Source organism: Sphingomonas panacis (assembly GCF_001717955.1).
GTDB lineage: Bacteria > Pseudomonadota > Alphaproteobacteria > Sphingomonadales > Sphingomonadaceae > Sphingomonas > Sphingomonas panacis.
Genome location: NZ_CP014168.1, coordinates 1,213,137 through 1,230,610, shown reverse-complemented (window position 1 = coordinate 1,230,610; position 17,474 = coordinate 1,213,137). Strand labels below are relative to the sequence as shown.

The following is a 17,474-nucleotide window of genomic DNA, read 5'->3' as shown; positions in this document are numbered from 1 at the left end:
TTGCTTCAGCACAAACGACATGAGGTTTATCCGGCCGACAGACCGGTATCGAGGAGATGATCGAAATGTCCGACCGGATCGCCCACACCGGATTGCGCGCGCGGATCACCAGCGCCGAACAGGCCGCCACGCAGATCGATCACGGCATGACCGTCGGGATGAGCGGCTTCACCGGCTCGGGTTACCCGAAGGCGGTGCCGATGGCGCTCGCCGGCCGAATCGAGGCCGAGCACGCCGCGGGTCGCCCAATGCGGGTGCGGGTGTGGACCGGCGCTTCGACCGGGCCGGAGCTCGACGGCGCGCTGGCGCGTGCCAATGGCATCGAACTGCGGCTACCCTATAATTCCGATCCGATCGCGCGCGACCGCATCAACCGGGGCGAGATGGACTATCTCGACATGCACCTCAGCCAGGTCGCGCCGATGGCGTGGCAGGGATTCCTCGGGCCGCTCGACGTCGCGATCGTCGAAGTCAGTGCGATCCGGGCCGATGGCTCGCTGGTGCCGTCCTCCTCTGTCGGCAACAACAAGACCTGGCTCGACCGCGCGGAGAAGGTGATTCTCGAGGTCAATCGCTGGCAGAACCCGGCGCTGGAGGGGATGCACGACATCTATTACGGCACCGCGCTGCCGCCGCATCGCGTGCCAATTCCGCTCGTCCGCCCGGATGACCGCATCGGCGAACTCTATCTGCGCTGCGACCCCGACAAGATCGTCGCGATCGTCGAGACCGATTCGCCGGATCGCAACGCGCCGTTCTCGCCGCCCGACGCCGCGGCAAAGGCGATCGCGGAGCATCTGCTCGACTTCCTCGGCCATGAAGTGACGAAGGGGCGGCTGCCGGCCTCGTTGCTGCCGCTGCAATCGGGCGTCGGCAACATCGCCAATGCCGTGCTTGCCGGGCTGGTCGACGGGCCGTTCCACGATCTGACCGCCTATACCGAGGTCATCCAGGACGGCATGCTCGACCTGCTCGACAGCGGCCGGCTGCGGATGGCGTCGGCGACCGCGTTTTCGCTCAGCCCCGAGGCCGCGGCCCGGCTCAATGCCGAGATGGGGCGCTATCGCGACCGTATGATCCTGCGTCCGCAGGAGATCAGCAACCATCCCGAACTGATCCGCCGGCTCGGCTGCATCGCGATGAACGGACTGATCGAGGCCGATATCTACGGCAATGTCAATTCGACCTGCGTGATGGGATCGCGAATCCAGAACGGCATCGGCGGCTCGGGCGATTTCGCGCGCAACGCTTATGTCTCGATCTTCATGACCCCCTCCACCGCTAAGGGCGGCAAGATCTCGGCGATCGTGCCGCAGGCCGCGCATGTCGATCACATCATGCAGGACGTCGCGGTGCTGGTGACGGAGCAGGGACTCGCCGATCTCCGCGGCCTCAGCCCCAAGCATCGTGCGCGGCTGGTGATCGAGCAGTGCGCGCATCCGTCCTACCGCGACGCGCTGACCGACTATTACGAGCGCGCGCTGGCAGGGTCATACGGGCTGCATGCGCCGTCGCTGCCAAGCGAGGCGCTGTCGTGGCACCAGCGCTTCATCGAGACGGGGACGATGCAGCCGGGGTGATCGAACTCAGTCGAGGTTAGGCCGCAACCAGCGCCGCGCGGTATCGAGATCGACGCCGCGGCGCGTGGCATAATCGGTCACCTGATCCTCGCCGATCCGCGCGACGCCGAAATATTCCGCCTGCGGGTGGCCGAAGTAGAAGCCCGACACCGCCGCTGTGGGGAGCATCGCGAAGCTTTCGGTCAGCGTCGCGCCGGTGGCATGGTGCGCGTCGAGCATCTTGAACAGCATCGTCTTGAGGCTGTGCTCGGGGCAGGCGGGGTAGCCCGGTGCGGGGCGGATCCCGCGATATTGCTCGCGGATCAGCGCCTCGTTGGTGAGCTGTTCGTCGGGCGCATAGCCCCACAATTCCTGCCGGACGTGCTGGTGCAGCCGCTCCGCGAACGCCTCGGCGAGACGGTCCGCCAAGGCCTTGAGCAGGATGTCCGAATAATCGTCGATCGCCGCCTTGAACTTGGCGAGATGCGGCTCGATGCCGTGGATCGACACCGCGAAGCCGCCGATCCAGTCGCCCTTGGTGTCGATGAAATCGGCGAGGCACATGTTGGCGCGGCCCTCGCGCTTGGCGATCTGCTGGCGCAGGAACGGCAGGCGGAACACGTCGGTGCCATCGACGAGGTTGAGCATGTCGAGCCCGATCAGCTCGTCGGCGTTGAAGTCGCCCTTGGTGTCGACGATCACGTCGTCCTCGTGGCGCGCGCACACCCACAGCCCGGCGACGCCGCGCGCGGTGAGCCACTTCTCCTCGATGATGCGGTCGAGCATCTTCTCGGCATCGGCGAACAGCGAGCGCGCGCTTTCACCGACGATCTTGTCGTCGAGGATCGCCGGGTAATTGCCCGCCAGCTCCCACGCGCGAAAGAACGGCGTCCAGTCGATCAGTTCGCGCAGATCCTTGAGATCCCAGTCGCGGAACACGTGGACGCCGGGCTTGAGCGGCGCGACCGGCTTCATCGCCATGTCGGCGACGAACGGGTTGGCGCGCGCCTTGGCGAGCGGCAGCAGATCATTGTTGCCCTTGTTGGCGCGGGCGATGCGGACCGCTTCGTAATCGGCCGCGGTTTTGGCGACGAACGCGTCCTTCTGCGTATCGCTGACCAGCGTCGAAGCGACGCCCACCGCGCGGCTCGCGTCGAGAACGTGCACGACCGGGCCATCATAGGCCGGCGCGATGCGCAGCGCGGTGTGGACCTTCGAGGTGGTCGCCCCGCCGATCAGCAACGGCATGGTGAAGCCGGCGCGCTTCATCTCCTCGGCGACCGTCACCATCTCGTCGAGGCTCGGCGTGATCAGGCCCGACAGGCCGATCATATCGGCGTCATTCTCGTTCGCCGCCTTGAGGATGTCGCTCCACGGCACCATCACGCCCATGTCGACCACGTCGAAGCCGTTGCATTGGAGCACGACGCCGACGATGTTCTTGCCGATATCATGCACGTCGCCCTTGACGGTCGCCATGATGATCTTGCCCTTGCCGCGCGCGCCGGGCTCCTTCGCCGCTTCGATGAAGGGCAGCAGATGCGCCACCGCCTTCTTCATCACGCGCGCCGATTTGACGACTTGCGGCAGGAACATCTTGCCCGATCCGAACAGGTCGCCGACGACGTTCATGCCGTCCATCAGCGGGCCTTCGATCACCTCGATCGGGCGCGGGAAAAGCTGGCGGCATTCCTCGGTATCATCGACCACATACATGTCGATGCCCTTGACGAGCGCATGTTCGAGCCGCTTGGCGACCGGCCAGCCGCGCCATTCCTCGGCGGCCTTCTCCGCCACCGCATCGGTGCCGCGGAACCGCTCGGCAAGCGCGATGAGGCGCTCGGTCGGAGTCTCGTCGGGCTTGCGCTGTGGGCGGTTGAGGATGACGTCCTCGCACGCCTCACGCAGTTCGGGGTCGATATCGTCGTAGATGTCGAGCTGGCCTGCGTTGACGATCGCCATGTCGAGCCCGGCGGGGATCGCGTGGTACAGGAACACCGAATGCATCGCGCGGCGCACCGGCTCATTGCCGCGGAAGCTGAACGACAGGTTCGACAGCCCGCCCGAGAAATGGACGTGCGGGCAGCGCTTCTTGATCTCTTTCACCGCCTCGATGAAATCGACGCCGTAATTGTTATGCTCCTCGATGCCGGTCGCGACCGCGAACACGTTGGCGTCGAAGATGATGTCCTCGGGCGGAAAGCCGATCGTCATCAGCAGCCTGTAGGCGCGCTCGCAAATCTCGATCTTGCGCGCTTGCGTGTCGGCCTGGCCCGCCTCGTCGAACGCCATCACGACGACGGCGGCGCCATAGGCCATGCACAGCCTGGCTTCCTTGAGGAACTTCTCCTCGCCCTCTTTCATGCTGATCGAATTGACGATCGGCTTGCCGCTCACGCACTTCAGCCCCGCCTCGATCACCGACCATTTCGACGAATCGACCATGAACGGGATTCGCGCGATGTCCGGCTCGGCGGCGATCAGCTTGAGGAAGGTCGTCATGGCATGCTCGGCATCGAGCAGCCCCTCGTCCATGTTGACGTCGAGCACCTGAGCGCCCGATTCGACCTGCTGCCGCGCGACCTCGATCGCGGCGGGGTAATCGCCCGCCATGATGAGCTTCTTGAAGCGCGCCGAGCCGGTGACGTTGGTGCGCTCGCCGATGTTGACGAAGGAGGTGGAGAGGTTGGCGGTCATGGGCATTTCCCAAATCGTCACCCCAGCGCAAGCTGGGGTCTGGCAGTAACGGAGCGCGCGCTTGCGGCGCGAGACCCCAGCTTTCGCTGGGGTGACGAAAGGCGCGCTATCCCGCCATCGTCATCGGCTCCAGCCCGGCCAGACGCGTCACTACCGGCGGCTTGGGGAGCGCGCGCGGCGGCAGGCCGGCGACGGCACGGGCGATCTCGGCGATGTGCGCGGGCGTCGATCCACAGCAACCGCCGAGGATGTTGACCTGCCCCGCGTCGGCCCATTCCTTGACCAGCCCGGCGGTGGTCTCGGGCATCTCGTCATATTGGCCGAGTTCGTTGGGCAGGCCAGCATTTGGATACACCATGATGAGCGTATCGGCGATGCCGGCCAGCGTCTTGACGTGCGGGCGAAGCTGCTCCGCACCGAACGAGCAGTTGAGTCCGATCGTCACCGGCTTGGCATGGCGCACCGCGTGCCAGAACGCCTCGACCGTGTGCCCGGACAGGTTGCGGCCCGACAGATCGGTCAGCGTCATCGACAGCATGATCGGCACGTCGCGCCGGAGCGAATCGCCCGCCTCGATCGCGGCCATGATGCCGGCCTTGGCGTTCAACGTATCGAACACGGTCTCGATCAGGATGAAATCGGCGCCGCCCTCAAGCAAAGCGTCGATCTGCTCGCGGTACACGGCTTTCAAATAGTCGAAGTCGATCTCGCGGAAACCGGGATCGTTGACGTCGGGGCTGAGCGACAGCGTCTTGTTGGTCGGCCCGACCGCGCCCGCGACGAAGCGCGGGCGGCCGTCGCGCGCCTGATATTCGTCGGCGATGCGACGCGCGAGCCGCGCGCTCTGGATGTTGATCTCCTTCACCAGCGCCTCGGCGCCGTAATCGGCCTGGCTGATGATGTTGGCCGAGAAGGTGTTGGTCTCGGCGATGTCGGCGCCCGCCTCGAAATAGGCCCGGTGGATCGTTTCCGGGACTTCGGGCTTGGACAGCGCGAGGATGTCGTTGTTGCCCTTCTGGTCCTTCGCCAGCCCGAGATTACCGGCGTAATCAGCCTCGGAGAGCTTCCAGTTCTGGATCTCGGTGCCGAACGCACCATCGGTGATGAGGATTCGCTTGGCGGCCTCGGCGAGCAGGGATTGGCGTGGTGTCATCGTCTTTTCCTTCTCCCCTCCCGTTTACGGGAGGGGTCGGGGGAGGGCTTGTCGGAGAAGCGCGCCGTCCGTGGACAGGCCCTCCCCTAACCCCCTCCCGCAAGCGGGAGGGGAATCTGTTACGCCGCCACCGCGACCTTGGCCGGCAGCTTCGCGCGCAAGCCCAGCATATGGCAGATCGCGAAGCTTAGTTCGGCGCGGTTGAGCGTGTAGAAATGCAGCGCGCGGACGTCGCCGGCGTAGAGCTTGCGACACAGTTCGGCGGCGAGCGTCGCGGCGATGAGCTGGCGCGCGGTGGCGTGATCCTCAAGCCCCTCGAACAGCCGGCCGAGCCACGCCGGCACCTCGGTGCCGCACATCGCCGACATCTTCACGATGCTGGCGAAATTGGTGACGGGCATGATGCCGGGGACCATCTCAGCCGTGATCCCCGCCGCGATGGCGCGGTCACGGAAGCGGAAGAAGGTTTCGGGCTCGAAAAAGAACTGAGTGATGCCGCGCGTCGCGCCCGCGTCGATCTTGCGCTTGAGATTGTCGAGGTCGTCGCTGACGCCCCGCGAATCGGGATGGCATTCCGGATACGCGGCGACCGAAATCTCGAAGGGGTGAAGCCGCTTCAGCCCCGCGACCAGATCGGCGGCATTGGTATACCCGTCGGGATGCGGAACGAAGCCGTCCGCGCCCGGCGCATCGCCACGCAGCGCGACGATGTGGCGCACGCCGGCCTGCCAATATGCGTCGGCGATCGCGTCGATCTCGGCCTTCGATGCCTCGACGCAGGTGAGGTGCGCGGCGGCGGGCGTGCCCGTCTCCGCCTGGATACGCGCGACGGTGGCGTGGGTGCGCTCGCGGGTCGAGCCGCCCGCGCCGTAGGTGACCGAGACGAAGCGCGGGCCGAACGGTTCGAGCGTCTTCACCGTCTCCCACAACGCCTCTTCCATCTTGGGCGTTTTGGGAGGGAAGAATTCGAACGATACGGCGGTATCGCCCGCCACGTCGGCGAACAGCGGCGCCTCCAGCGCGCGGCGCGCCTCTTCGAGTTGCGAAACCGAGATCGTCATGCCGCCTTCACCTCTTGTACCATAGTGTCCGCCTGCGCCCGCTTGCGCGCCAGCCAGAGCTTCACCGTCAGTTCGCCGCCCTCCAGCGTTTCGATCCGGTCGGGCGCGAGGCCGGCGGCGGCAAACCATGTCGTCATTTGCTCGTCCGAAAAACCGAGCCTCGTATGCGCGTCGCGGATGCGAAGTTCCTCGCGGTCGTGGGCCGCGAAATCGGCGATCAGCAGCCGCCCGCCGGGGCTGAGCACGCGCGCCGCCTCGGTGATCGCGGCACCGGGCTGCTGCGCGAAATGGAGGACATGATGGACGATGGCGAGATCGGCGGCGGCATCCGCCAGCGGCAGCGCGTAAAGATCGGCCTGGCGCAGCTCGGCATTGTCGATGCCGTGGCTGGACAGTTTGGCGCGGGCGAGGCGCAGCATCTCGGAACTGCGATCGATCCCCAGCGCCTGCTCGGCGCGGCCGGCGAACAGCTCGAGCATACGACCGGTGCCGGTGCCGATATCGATCAACCGGCCGATTCGCGCGGCACCGATCACCCCGTCGATCGCCGCCTCGACCTGTTCCTCGGCGATGTGGAGCGAGCGGATCGCGTCCCATTCGCGCGCATTCGCCTCGAACCATTGCGCCGCCGATGCCGCGCGATCGGCACGCACCGCCGCCAGCCGGGCGGCGTCGGCGGTTGCCCAATGATCGGCCTCGACCGCGCTCCACGCGTCGAGCGCGTCGGCGACCGGCGCGACGCGCTCGGCAGCGCCAAGTGCGACGAACACCCAGCTGCCTTCCTTGCGCCGCTCGGCGAGCCCGGCATCGCACAGGATCTTGACGTGGCGGCTGACGCGCGGCTGGCTCTGCCCGAGCACCTGCGCGAGTTCGCCAACCGACAGCTCCATCGAGCGCAGCAGCGCAAGGATCCGCAACCGCGTCCCGTCAGCCAGCGCGCGGAAGATGTCGAGGGCGATCGTCATACTGGAATTACATATAAAGATATCTTTATATGGGTCAACGTGATTGATGGGAAGCTGCCCACTTTCACGCGCATCGCCCGCTTGGCCGGAACGCCGGACCCTTCGCGCGATTGCGTGCGTTGTGCCGCTTCGATATTCGTAGCCCAGCATTTTCGCCGGAGACCCGCCGCCATGAAGAAGACCATCCTCCTCGCCGTCGCCGCGTCGCTCGCGCTCGGTGCGTGCAGCCAGAAGGCGCGCGATGAGAGCGCTCAGGCTGGCGACACAATCGCGGCAGACGCCAACGCGACGATGTCGACCGCAGCCAACAGCACCGAAGCGGCCGCCGACAAGGCGTTCGGATCGGCCGAGGCGACTCTCGACAATGCCGGCGACGCGATCGGCAACGCCGCTGGCAAGGCCAAGGACAAGACCGGGCAGACGCTCAAGGACGCCGGCAACACGGTCTCGGAGTGATCGTTTGACCCGCTTTCCCGGCGCGCTGGCGCTGCTGCTCGTGCTCGGCGGGTGCGGATCGAGCAGCACCACCCCCGGTGCGATGAGCGGGAGCGAGGCGCAGGCGCTCGACGACGCGGCGGCGATGCTGGACGCCAACAGCGTCGACGCCAACGCCGCGACCTTCGTCGACACCCATCAGGACGACACCCAATGACCGACCTCCGGCGCCTGGGCGCGACAGATTTCCACATCCTGCCGCTCGTCCTCGGCGGCAACGTGTTCGGCTGGACCGCCGATCAGGCGACCAGCTTCGCGGTGCTCGACGCGTTCGTGGCGGGCGGCGGCAGCCTGATCGACACCGCCGACATGTATTCGCGCTGGGTGCCGGGCAACCAGGGCGGCGAATCGGAGACGATGATCGGGGCGTGGCTCAAGCAGAGCGGCAAGCGCGACGATGTGCTGATCGCGACCAAGGTCGGCATGATGCCCGTCGAAGGCGGATCGCCACTGTCGGCCGCGGCGATCGTCGCCGGTTGCGAGGCATCGTTGAAGCGGCTCGGCATCGAGACGATCGACCTCTATTACGCGCATCAGGACGATGCCGAAGTGCCGCTCGACGAAGTGGCGGAAGCGTTCGCGTCACTGGTCAAGGCCGGCAAGGTGCGCGCGCTCGGCGCGTCCAACTATCACGCGGCGCGACTGAAGGCGGCGGTGGATACCGCGCGTGCGGCCGGCCTGCCGCATTTCCAGGTGCTCCAGCCCGAATACAACCTCGTCAACCGCCGCCATTTCGAAGGCCAACTGCAGGATTATTGCGTCGAGCATAATATCGGCGTGCTGCCTTATTACGGGCTCGCCTCGGGCTTCCTCACCGGCAAATATCGCACGCCCGAAGATATGGAACAAAGTCCACGCGGCAGCGGCATGGCCGAGCTGATCGCGCAGAAATCGGGCGTACTCGCCGCGATGGATTCGGTTGCGGCCGAAGCCGGGGCGACGCTGGCGCAGATCGCGCTGGCATGGCTGGCGGCACAACCCGGCGTGGTCGCGCCGATCGCCAGCGCGACGAGCGTGGAGCAGGTCGAGGATCTGCTCGGTGCGACGCGACTGAAATTGAGCACGGACCAACTGGAGCGGCTGACCAACGCGGGTGTTTGAGCGGCCTCTGGTCGGCCGCGAGCCGATCAGACGCCTTCGACGATCATCACCCGGTAGTTCGCGGCTTTGAGACGGTGCTGCATCGCCGCCTGATAGCCGGGGCTGGTGTACCAACCGCGCGCTTCTTCGACGGTCGGAAATTCGAGCACCACGACACCGTCCGGCGTCGGGCCTTCGAGCCCCTCGGCCGAGCCGTAGAAGGCGAGTCGCTTGACGTCGAACCCGCCGCTGCCGCGTTCGCGGTTGAGCCGCTGATATTCGGCCATTTCCGCTGCGTCATGAACGGGTTCGTCGCGGATGAAGAGGATATAGGCTGCCATTGCGTCTCTCGTGCGTGGTGGATGCGAAATGCCGCGTTCAGCTCGCGGGCCTGGCCTTCATCGCCTCGATCAATTTCTTGACCTCCTGGCTGCGACCGCGCGGAAGAATCAGCACGTCGGTGCCGCTGGCGACGACGATCAGATCATCGACGCCAACCAGCGCGACGCGCATCCCGTCGGTGCGGACCAGACAGTTGGTGGTGTCGATCGCGATCACCTCGCCGGTAGCCGCGCTGGCATGCGCGTTGCCTGCCGCGTCCAGTTCGCTGATCGCGTGCAGTGCATCCCAACTGCCGACATCGTTCCAGCCCATGCTGACCGGCACCACCGCAACGCGCTCGGCCTTTTCCATCACCGCATAATCGATCGAGTTATCGGGTGCCGCGGCGAACGCCTCGGCATCGGGGAAGATGCGCGTGCCCTCGCGACGCGCCTTGGCCATCGCGAGCTGGCACGCGGCGAGCATCTCGGGCGCATGCACCGCCAGCGCATCGAGATAAATGTCGGCGCGGAACAGGAAGATACCACCGTTCCAGCTATGGTCACCCGCCGCGAGCATCGCCTCGGCGCGGTCGCGCGGGGGCTTCTCGACGAACTTGGCGACGCGGTGGACGCCGCCCGAAATCTCCTCGCCGACCTTGATCCAGCCATAGCCCGTCTCGGGCGCGTCGGGCGCGATGCCGAAGGTGACGAGCCAGCCCTCGGCGACGAGCGGCAGCGCGGCGTGGATCGCGGCATGGAACGCCGCCACGTCGGCGATGACGTGGTCCGACGGCATCACCAGCAGCGGATTCAAAGCCTCGGCGGCGAGCGCGGCCAGCGCGATCGCGGGGGCGGTGTTGCGGCCGGCCGGCTCGAAGATCAGCGCCTGCGCGGTCGCGCCGACGCTATCGAGCTGCTCCTCGACCATATCGGCGTGGCGCGCATTGGCGACGACGATCGGCGCGGTGAAATTCTCGCCGGTCGCACGCATCGCGGTGAGTTGGAGCATCGTCTCCTCGGCGGTCAGCGCGAGCATCTGCTTGGGCCGCTCGGGCCGCGACATCGGCCAGAGCCTGGTCCCCGACCCACCTGAGAGAATGACAGGCGTGATCGGCGTCGAAGACGGCATCGGGTATTCTCCAGTGGAATGTCGGCGAGGTCGTGCGCCACGCCTAGCAGAACGCACGAAGCCGGGTAAATGCTGCAGCGCGTCAACTAAGTCGAAAAGCCGTCGGGTTTCAAAACGGATCGTGCTCGGTCGCGTAATGCGCCATCGCCATCGTCGTCATCTGCGCGTTGACACGGATACAACTGGTGAAGGTGCTGGCGTCGGCGACGAGCACGTTGGCGACATTGTGGACGCGGCAGTCGAGATCGACCACGCTCGTCGCCGGATCGGAGCCACGCGCGTTGCCGCCGTGCGGGTGCGAGGTGGAGAGCGTCACGTCGTCCGCCTCACGGACGTAACGGTCGAAGAAGGCGTCGATATCCTCGCCGCGCCTGAGCGTCGTGCCGCGCGCCAGCGCCGGATACACCTCCAGCGCACCCGCCGCGAAATGCACGCGCGACAGCGTGGCGAGCGCGCGACGCAGATTGGGCAGTTCGACATCCGCGCGCAGCTTGAGGTGGAGCGCGCCGTCGATCAGCGAGCCCTGGCGATCGACCGGGATCAGCACGCCGGCCGAGGCGAGCCGGTCATAGTTGCGCATCCGCTGCGCGTGATCACCGATCCAGCCGGGCATCAGCGTCGACATGCTCATCGGCGGCTGGAAGTGCGATTCGAGCAGGAAGTCGCGGGCGTCGACATAGGTCGCCATCTGGTCCTCGTCCCAGCTCTTCACCGCGTTGGGCATCAGCGCGACGACCGGGCAGGCCATGTTGAACGACAGGCCGGTGCCCGCCCCCCCGATGCCGCTCGCCTGAAGCAGCCGGCTCGATGCCATCGCGCCGCCCGCTACCACCACGCCCTTGCGCGCGCGGATCACACGTTCGCCGCCATCCGCGAGCTTCACCGTCACCGCGTGCGCGACGTGCTTGCCGTCCTGCCGGTCGTCGCGCCAGAGAATGGCCTCCGCTTTGGTTTCGGCAAGAATGCGCGCGCCCGATGCGCGGGCGTCACGCAGGAACGATTGCGCCATGCCCTGCTTGCGACCATACGGGCAGCCGGTGTTGCAATAGCCGCAATACGCGCATTCGGCGGGCCCGTTTGGCGGGCCGAAATTCTTGCTGAACCACACCGCCGGCGCGGCCTTGTCGATCGGATTGGTGCTCTTCGCCGCATACGCCGCCCAACCTTTCAACAGGTGCAGGCCGTTGTTGCGCCCGGCGCGGTGTGCGATCGGCTGGATCGAAAGCCGTGCGGTGATCGCGTCATAGGCGGCATGGAAACGCGCTTTGTCGACCGGCGCGCCGAGGCTCGCCCAGCGTTCCAGCACATCATCGGCATCCGGGTGGGTGAGGCCCTCGCGGTTGACCGGCAGGCAGATGCCGTTGTTGATGACGGTCGAACCGCCGACGCAGCGGCCCTGAAACACGATCACGTCATGGTCGCGGCTCGATTGCAGGCCACCGTCGACGAACAGCCGCGAGGTCATCCGCCGCTCCTCGTGGCTGAGATCGCGCGACGCCCATAACCCGCCCACCTCGACGATCAGCACATCATGCCCATGCCGCGCGAGATTGGCGGCGGCGACGGCACCACCCGCCCCCGAGCCGATCACGATCACATCCACCTCGTCGGGGACGTTCGCATGATTGACCAGATCGGCGTGGCTCAGGTCGCGCTCGTCATAGTGCGTGATCGGCATCTCACCCGCGCCGCGCTCCCGGTAAAGCGGCAGCGTGAAGCCGATCTGCGCGAGCACCGGATTGTCGACATTGTCGATCTGGCCCTGTTCGGTGGTCTGCGAAGCGCCCTGCCAATGGCCGTAATAGCCAGCGTAGATGACGCCACGAATGCGCGCGAGATCCTGCATCAGATCGTTCTGCGACCGTTCCAGCCGCCGCGCGACCTTCCGAGCGCCCCAGCCCGGCCCGAGCAGCAGGAAAAGCGGCCCGCCCAGCACCAGACAAACGAGATACAGCGTCAGGCCGATCTCGCGGGGCTTGCCGCCCTCCATCAAACTGAACTGATATTGGATGTTGGCGACGACCTGATCGGGCGTGATCGCCATATCGACCTTGTGGAACAGCGCCTTGGTCAGCGCTTTGAGGATACTCGCCTGCAAGACATTGAATGGCTTCTTCATGCCGCCCCCCGCGATCATGCCGCTGCCATAGCAGAGTGTCGAAGCCGTTACGATCGCGACATCGCGCTATCGCAAACCGCCACCGAAGCTCCTATCTCGCGCCCAACAGGAGCGTGCCCTTCAGCGCGCCGAAGCAACGAGAGAGATGTTCATGACCGATCCCGTCGTCATCGCCAGCTACGCCCGCACCCCGATGGGCGGCTTCCAGGGCGCACTGACCCCCCTCAAGGCGACCGAGCTCGGATCGGTCGCGGTCGCCGCCGCAGTCGAGCGCGCGGGGGTCAATCCCGATCTGATCGAGCGCATCTATATGGGTTGCGTGCTACCGGCCGGGCTTGGGCAAGCGCCGGCGCGGCAGGCCGCGATCGGCGCGGGGCTGCCGGTCTCGGTCGAGGCGACGACGGTCAACAAGATGTGCGGATCGGGCATGCAGGCGGCGATCATGGCGTATGATGCGCTCGCCGCCGGATCGGTCGACATCGCGGTCGCGGGCGGCATGGAGAGCATGACCAACGCGCCCTATCTGATGACCAAACATCGTGGCGGCGCGCGAATCGGTCATGACACGATGTACGACAGCATGATGCTCGACGGGCTGGAGGATGCTTACCAGCCCGGCACGCCGATGGGCGTGTTCGCCGAGGATGCCGCGCGCGAATACCAACTCACCCGCGCCGATCAGGATGATTATGCGCTGCGTTCGCTTGCGCGTGCCAAGGACGCGATCGCGAGCGGCGCGTTCGATCGCGAGATCACGCCCGTCACCGTCAAGGCGCGGGGCGGGGATACCGTCGTCGCGGAGGACGAGCAGCCGGGGAAGGCCAGGCCCGAAAAAATCCCGTCGCTCAAGCCGGCGTTCGTCAAGGACGGCACCGTTACGGCCGCCAACGCCTCATCGATCTCGGACGGCGCCGCCGCGCTGGTGATGACGCGGCAGAGCGTGGCGGAGAAGCTCGGGCTGCCGGTGATCGCGCGCGTCGTCGCTACCGCCGCGCATGCGCAGGAACCCGCCAAGTTCACCAGCGCGCCGGTGCCGGCGATCCGCAAGGTGCTCGCCAAGGCCGGCTGGAGCGCCGAAGACGTTGATCTGTTCGAGGTCAACGAGGCGTTCGCGGTGGTGGCGATGATTGCCGCGCGCGAACTGGCGATTCCGGCCGAGAAGCTCAACGTCAACGGTGGCGCCACCGCGCTGGGGCACCCGATTGGCGCCAGCGGCGCGCGGATCATGGCGACGTTGCTCGGTGCGCTCGAAGCACGCGGGCTGAAGAAGGGCGTGGCGAGCCTGTGCATCGGCGGCGGCGAGGCGACCGCGGTGGCGCTGGAACTGGTGTGAGTTGAGCGTCGCCCCGGCGCAGGCCGGGGCCGCTGCGTTTTTGGCGAGCCGCTCGCCAAGCCATACAACGGCGCCGGCCTGCGCCGGGGCGACGACGTTCGGGTCTACCGCAGGTTCGCCGGTCGCCGCAAATCCAGCGTCAGCGGAAACTCGCTCGGCAATTCCTCCGGTGGCACCGGGATCGGGCCGGGCGTGTGGCCGTAATCCTGGAACCGCGCTTTGCGGCGCGCCTCGGCCTCGAAACCGTTGACCGGCACCGCGTCGTAATTGCGGCCACCCGGATGCGCGACGTGATAGACGCAGCCGCCCAGCGACCGCCCGCTCCACGTATCGAGCACGTCGAAGGTGAGCGGCGCATTGACCGGCAGACGCGGGTGGAGGCAGTCGGCCGGCGCCCACGCCTTGTACCGCACGCCGCCAACCACTTCGCCGGGCACACCCGTCGGCGCCATCGGGATGCGACGGCCGTTGCAGGTCAACACGTGGCGTCCCACGGTGAGGTTGCTCCCGCGCACCTGCAAACGTTCGGTCGAGCTGTCGACATAGCGCACCGTACCGCCGATCGCGCCGGTTTCGCCGAGCACATGCCACGGCTCGAGCGCGTGGCTGATTTCGAGGCTGACGCCGCCCGCCTCGATCGTGCCGTGGACCGGGAAGCGGAACTGGCGTTGCGCCTCGAACCATGCAGGATCGAACGCATAGCCGGCGCCGCCCAGATCGCCGAGCACGTCGAGCAGATCCGCCCAGACGAAGTGCGGCAGCATGAAGCGATCGTGCAGCGCGGTGCCCCAGCGGGTGAGCGCCCCTTGCTGCGGCTCGCGCCAGAACCACGCGGTCAACGCGCGAAGCAGCAATTGCTGCGCCAGACTCATCCGTGCGTCTGGCGGCATCTCGAACGCGCGGAACTCGACGAGGCCGAGCCGCCCGGTCGGGCCGTCGGGCGAGAAAAACTTGTCGATACAGATTTCGGTGCGGTGGGTGTTGCCGGTCACGTCCACCAGCAAGTTGCGGAACAACCGATCGACGATCCACGCTGGCGGCTGTTCGCCGTCCTTGGGGCCGGGCACCTGCGCGAGCGCGATCTCCAGCTCGTACAGGCCGTCGTGCCGCGCTTCGTCAATGCGCGGCGCTTGGCTGGTCGGGCCGATGAACATGCCCGAGAACAGATAGCTGAGCGCGGGGTGGCGCTGCCAATAGAGGACGAAGCTCTTGAGCAGATCGGGCCGGCGCACGAACGGCGAATCGTACAGCGTCGGCCCGCCCAGCACGATATGGTTGCCGCCGCCGGTGCCGATCGCGCGACCGTCGAGCATGAACTTGTCGGCGGTCATGCCGGCCCGTCGCGCGATGTCGTACAGCGTCTCGGTGATCTCGCTGGTCTCGGCCCAGCTCGCGGCGGGGTGGACGTTGACCTCGACCACACCGGGATCGGGCGTGACCTTCAAGACCTTCAAGCGCGGATCGGGCGGCGGCGCATAGCCCTCGATGCGGATCGGCACGCCGAGCGCGGCGGCGGCGGTCTCGATTTCGGCGATCAGCTCGAGATACTCTTCGATCGTGCGCACCGGCGGCATGAACACCGACAGGAAATGCCCGCGCGGCTCGGCGGTAACGGCGGTGCGGACGGCGCCGACGACAATCTCCTGCTCGACCCGCTCCTGCGGCTGTGCGCCCGACACCGGCGCGCGTTCGGTGATGCGCTGTTCGGTGGCGGGGGCGTCCGCGATCTCGGCGCGCTGGGTGCGGAAATCGGGCAAGGGTTCGCGCGGTTCGCTGGTGTCGCGCGCGTTGACATACGGGTATTCGGACGGTGGCACATAGGGCAGCGAGCCGAGCGGCAGGCGGTAGCCGAGCGCGCTGTCGCCGGGCACGGTGTAGAGCTTGCCGCGCCGCAATTTCCACTGCTCGGTCAGCCAGCCGCCCTGCACCTTGCTCTGCCATTTCTGCACCGGCAGCACATAGCCGACCGGCGTGGACAGCCCGCGTTCGAACGCGCGCACCATGCGGGTGCGCGCTTCGGGATCGTCGATCTTGGGGTCTTCGGGGCTTGTGTTGACCGGCAGCTCGGCTTCCTTGAACGACCAGGCGAGCGGGTCTTCATAGGCCGGCACGACATGGCCGGCGGGCAGGCCGAGTCCCGAGGCGATCAGTTCGAGGAAGCGTTCGGCCGTCTCCGCCGTGACCGGCGGTTTGCCGGTGCCGTCTTCCTCGGCGATCAGCGCGGCGTCGTGCCAGACTGGCGCGCCGTCATCGCGCCAATAGACCGCATAGGCCCAGCGCGGCAGCGTCTCGCCGGGATACCATTTGCCCTGGCCGTGGTGGAGTAACCCGCCGGCTGCGAACTTGGTGCGCAATTCGCGGATCAACGTGTCGGCATAGCCCGCCTTGGTCGGGCCGACTGCGTCGCCGTTCCACTCGGGCGCCGAGCCGCCATCCGCCGCGACGAAGGTCGGCTCGCCGCCGATGGTCAGGCGCACGTCCTGCGCGGCCAGATCGGCATCGACGCGCTGCCCAAGCGCATCGAGCGCCGCCCAGCGATCGTCGGTGAACGGCCGGGTGATCCGCACCGCCTCGGCGATGCGGCTGACGCTCATCTCGAAATGGAAGTCGACCTCGGCGGGTTCGGCCATGCCGCTGATCGGCGCGGCCGAACGGTAATGCGGCGTCGCGCACAACGGGATATGGCCTTCGCCCGCGAACATGCCCGAGGTCGCATCCAGCCCGATCCAGCCCGCGCCGGGGATGTACACCTCTGCCCAGGCGTGCAGATCGACCACGTCCTGCGTGACGCCTTTCGGCCCCTCGACCGGCTCGACGTCCGCAACAAGCTGGATCGAATAGCCCGACACGAACCGCGCAGCGAGCCCAAGCCGGCGCAGCAACTGCACCAGCAGCCAAGCGCTGTCGCGGCACGAACCCTGGCCGATCTCGAGCGATTCCTCGGGCGTCTGCACGCCGCTTTCCATGCGGATGATATAGCCGATCCGCTCCTGGAGCTTGGCGTTGATCTCGACGAGGAAATCGATCGTGCGCCCGCGATGCTGGGCGTGCTGCGCCACCAGCGATTCGAACAGCGGCCCCTGCGGCTCCAGATCGAAATAGGCGGCGAGATCGATCCGCAGTGCATCGTCATAGTGGAACGGATAATTTTCGGCATATTCCTCGACGAAGAAGTCGAACGGATTGATGACGTCGAGATCGGCGAGCAGATCGACCTCGATCGAGAAATGATCGACCGGATCGGGAAACACGACTCGCGCCAGCCAGTTGGCGTGCGGGTCTTGCTGCCAGTTGAGGAAATGCCCGGCGGGCTCGATCTTGAGCGCGTAGTTCGGCACCTTGGTGCGGCTGTGCGGCGCCGGACGAAGCCGGATCACCTGCGGGCCGAGCCGGATCGGGCGACTGTACTTGTAGGCGGTGAGATGGTGCAGGCCGGCTTTGAGCATAAGGTTGAACAGACGGCATGCGTTGCTGCTATGCAACCAAAATCTCGCCAACCGCTTTCCTCTCGCGAAACTCGTGTTGCAGCGTCGCGTTGAGCGAGGACAGCCCTTTCCCGG

At 66.7% G+C, this 17,474-nt stretch carries 13 protein-coding genes; 5 read left to right on the top strand and 8 right to left on the bottom strand.

Annotated features, from left to right (window positions below; genetic code table 11):
• Positions 1–65 precede the first annotated feature (65 nt).
• Positions 66–1,580 carry an acetyl-CoA hydrolase/transferase family protein gene (locus J0A91_RS05460; protein ID WP_069207066.1) on the top strand — a complete coding sequence of 505 codons (1,515 nt, stop codon included), beginning with the start codon at positions 66–68 and terminating at the stop codon, positions 1,578–1,580.
• Between the two features lie 6 nt (positions 1,581–1,586).
• Here the strand turns inward: J0A91_RS05460 and metH are convergent, their stop codons facing one another.
• From metH to J0A91_RS05440, 4 genes are all read right to left on the bottom strand, one after another.
• A complete protein-coding gene (metH, locus tag J0A91_RS05455; protein WP_069204058.1) occupies positions 1,587–4,256 on the bottom strand; it encodes a methionine synthase in 2,670 nt (889 codons plus the stop codon).
• 106 nt (positions 4,257–4,362) lie between these two features.
• Positions 4,363–5,409: a homocysteine S-methyltransferase family protein gene (locus tag J0A91_RS05450; RefSeq protein WP_069204057.1), complete on the bottom strand. Its 1,047-nt coding sequence runs from the start codon at positions 5,407–5,409 to the stop codon at positions 4,363–4,365.
• 119 nt (positions 5,410–5,528) lie between these two features.
• On the bottom strand, positions 5,529–6,470 hold the full coding sequence (gene metF / locus J0A91_RS05445) for a methylenetetrahydrofolate reductase [NAD(P)H] (protein ID WP_069204056.1): 942 nt from the start codon (positions 6,468–6,470) through the stop codon (positions 5,529–5,531).
• Positions 6,467–7,435 carry an ArsR/SmtB family transcription factor gene (locus J0A91_RS05440; RefSeq protein WP_069204055.1) on the bottom strand — a complete coding sequence of 323 codons (969 nt, stop codon included), beginning with the start codon at positions 7,433–7,435 and terminating at the stop codon, positions 6,467–6,469. The genes metF and J0A91_RS05440 overlap by 4 nt, the downstream gene beginning before the upstream one ends.
• Positions 7,436–7,606: 171 nt before the next feature.
• Here J0A91_RS05440 and J0A91_RS05435 point away from each other — a divergent pair, with 171 nt between their 5' ends.
• From J0A91_RS05435 to J0A91_RS05425, 3 genes are read left to right on the top strand one after another with little or no spacing between them, the layout of a single operon-like run.
• On the top strand, positions 7,607–7,891 hold the full coding sequence (locus J0A91_RS05435; RefSeq protein ID WP_069204054.1) for a hypothetical protein: 285 nt from the start codon (positions 7,607–7,609) through the stop codon (positions 7,889–7,891).
• 4 nt (positions 7,892–7,895) lie between these two features.
• Positions 7,896–8,087 (top strand): hypothetical protein, encoded by a 192-nt coding sequence (locus tag J0A91_RS05430; protein WP_069204053.1) that lies wholly within the window; start codon positions 7,896–7,898, stop codon positions 8,085–8,087.
• Positions 8,084–9,031, top strand: a complete 948-nt coding sequence (locus tag J0A91_RS05425) for an aldo/keto reductase (protein ID WP_069204052.1) — start codon at positions 8,084–8,086, stop codon at positions 9,029–9,031. The genes J0A91_RS05430 and J0A91_RS05425 overlap by 4 nt, the downstream gene beginning before the upstream one ends.
• A 26-nt stretch (positions 9,032–9,057) precedes the next feature.
• Here the strand turns inward: J0A91_RS05425 and J0A91_RS05420 are convergent, their stop codons facing one another.
• The 3 genes from J0A91_RS05420 to J0A91_RS05410 all read right to left on the bottom strand — a co-directional run bounded on the left by J0A91_RS05420 (position 9,058) and on the right by J0A91_RS05410 (position 12,581).
• On the bottom strand, positions 9,058–9,351 hold the full coding sequence (locus tag J0A91_RS05420; RefSeq protein ID WP_069204051.1) for a DUF1330 domain-containing protein: 294 nt from the start codon (positions 9,349–9,351) through the stop codon (positions 9,058–9,060).
• A gap of 37 nt (positions 9,352–9,388) precedes the next feature.
• A complete protein-coding gene (locus J0A91_RS05415; RefSeq protein WP_083224519.1) occupies positions 9,389–10,462 on the bottom strand; it encodes a mannose-1-phosphate guanylyltransferase/mannose-6-phosphate isomerase in 1,074 nt (357 codons plus the stop codon).
• 109 nt (positions 10,463–10,571) lie between these two features.
• A complete protein-coding gene (locus tag J0A91_RS05410; protein ID WP_069207065.1) occupies positions 10,572–12,581 on the bottom strand; it encodes a GMC family oxidoreductase N-terminal domain-containing protein in 2,010 nt (669 codons plus the stop codon).
• Positions 12,582–12,732: 151 nt separating this feature from the next.
• Between J0A91_RS05410 and J0A91_RS05405 the strand changes: the two genes are divergently transcribed.
• The gene (locus tag J0A91_RS05405) at positions 12,733–13,914 is read left to right on the top strand and encodes an acetyl-CoA C-acyltransferase (protein ID WP_150126832.1); all 1,182 of its coding nucleotides are present in this window, start codon (positions 12,733–12,735) and stop codon (positions 13,912–13,914) included.
• A gap of 104 nt (positions 13,915–14,018) precedes the next feature.
• Here J0A91_RS05405 and J0A91_RS05400 read toward each other — a convergent pair whose 3' ends face one another.
• The gene (locus J0A91_RS05400) at positions 14,019–17,360 is read right to left on the bottom strand and encodes a transglutaminase family protein (RefSeq protein WP_069204048.1); all 3,342 of its coding nucleotides are present in this window, start codon (positions 17,358–17,360) and stop codon (positions 14,019–14,021) included.
• Positions 17,361–17,474 lie beyond the last annotated feature (114 nt).

Excerpts from the sequence above, each read along its gene's own strand:
- J0A91_RS05460 (WP_069207066.1), top strand. The coding sequence starts at position 66 with ATGTCCGACCGGATCGCCCACACCGGATTGCGCGCGCGGATCACCAGC.
- metH (WP_069204058.1), bottom strand. The coding sequence starts at position 4,256 with ATGACCGCCAACCTCTCCACCTCCTTCGTCAACATCGGCGAGCGCACC.
- J0A91_RS05450 (WP_069204057.1), bottom strand. The coding sequence starts at position 5,409 with ATGACACCACGCCAATCCCTGCTCGCCGAGGCCGCCAAGCGAATCCTC.
- metF (WP_069204056.1), bottom strand. The coding sequence starts at position 6,470 with ATGACGATCTCGGTTTCGCAACTCGAAGAGGCGCGCCGCGCGCTGGAG.
- J0A91_RS05440 (WP_069204055.1), bottom strand. The coding sequence starts at position 7,435 with ATGACGATCGCCCTCGACATCTTCCGCGCGCTGGCTGACGGGACGCGG.
- J0A91_RS05435 (WP_069204054.1), top strand. The coding sequence starts at position 7,607 with ATGAAGAAGACCATCCTCCTCGCCGTCGCCGCGTCGCTCGCGCTCGGT.
- J0A91_RS05425 (WP_069204052.1), top strand. The coding sequence starts at position 8,084 with ATGACCGACCTCCGGCGCCTGGGCGCGACAGATTTCCACATCCTGCCG.
- J0A91_RS05420 (WP_069204051.1), bottom strand. The coding sequence starts at position 9,351 with ATGGCAGCCTATATCCTCTTCATCCGCGACGAACCCGTTCATGACGCA.
- J0A91_RS05415 (WP_083224519.1), bottom strand. The coding sequence starts at position 10,462 with ATGCCGTCTTCGACGCCGATCACGCCTGTCATTCTCTCAGGTGGGTCG.
- J0A91_RS05410 (WP_069207065.1), bottom strand. The coding sequence starts at position 12,581 with ATGAAGAAGCCATTCAATGTCTTGCAGGCGAGTATCCTCAAAGCGCTG.
- J0A91_RS05405 (WP_150126832.1), top strand. The coding sequence starts at position 12,733 with ATGACCGATCCCGTCGTCATCGCCAGCTACGCCCGCACCCCGATGGGC.
- J0A91_RS05400 (WP_069204048.1), bottom strand. The coding sequence starts at position 17,360 with ATGCTCAAAGCCGGCCTGCACCATCTCACCGCCTACAAGTACAGTCGC.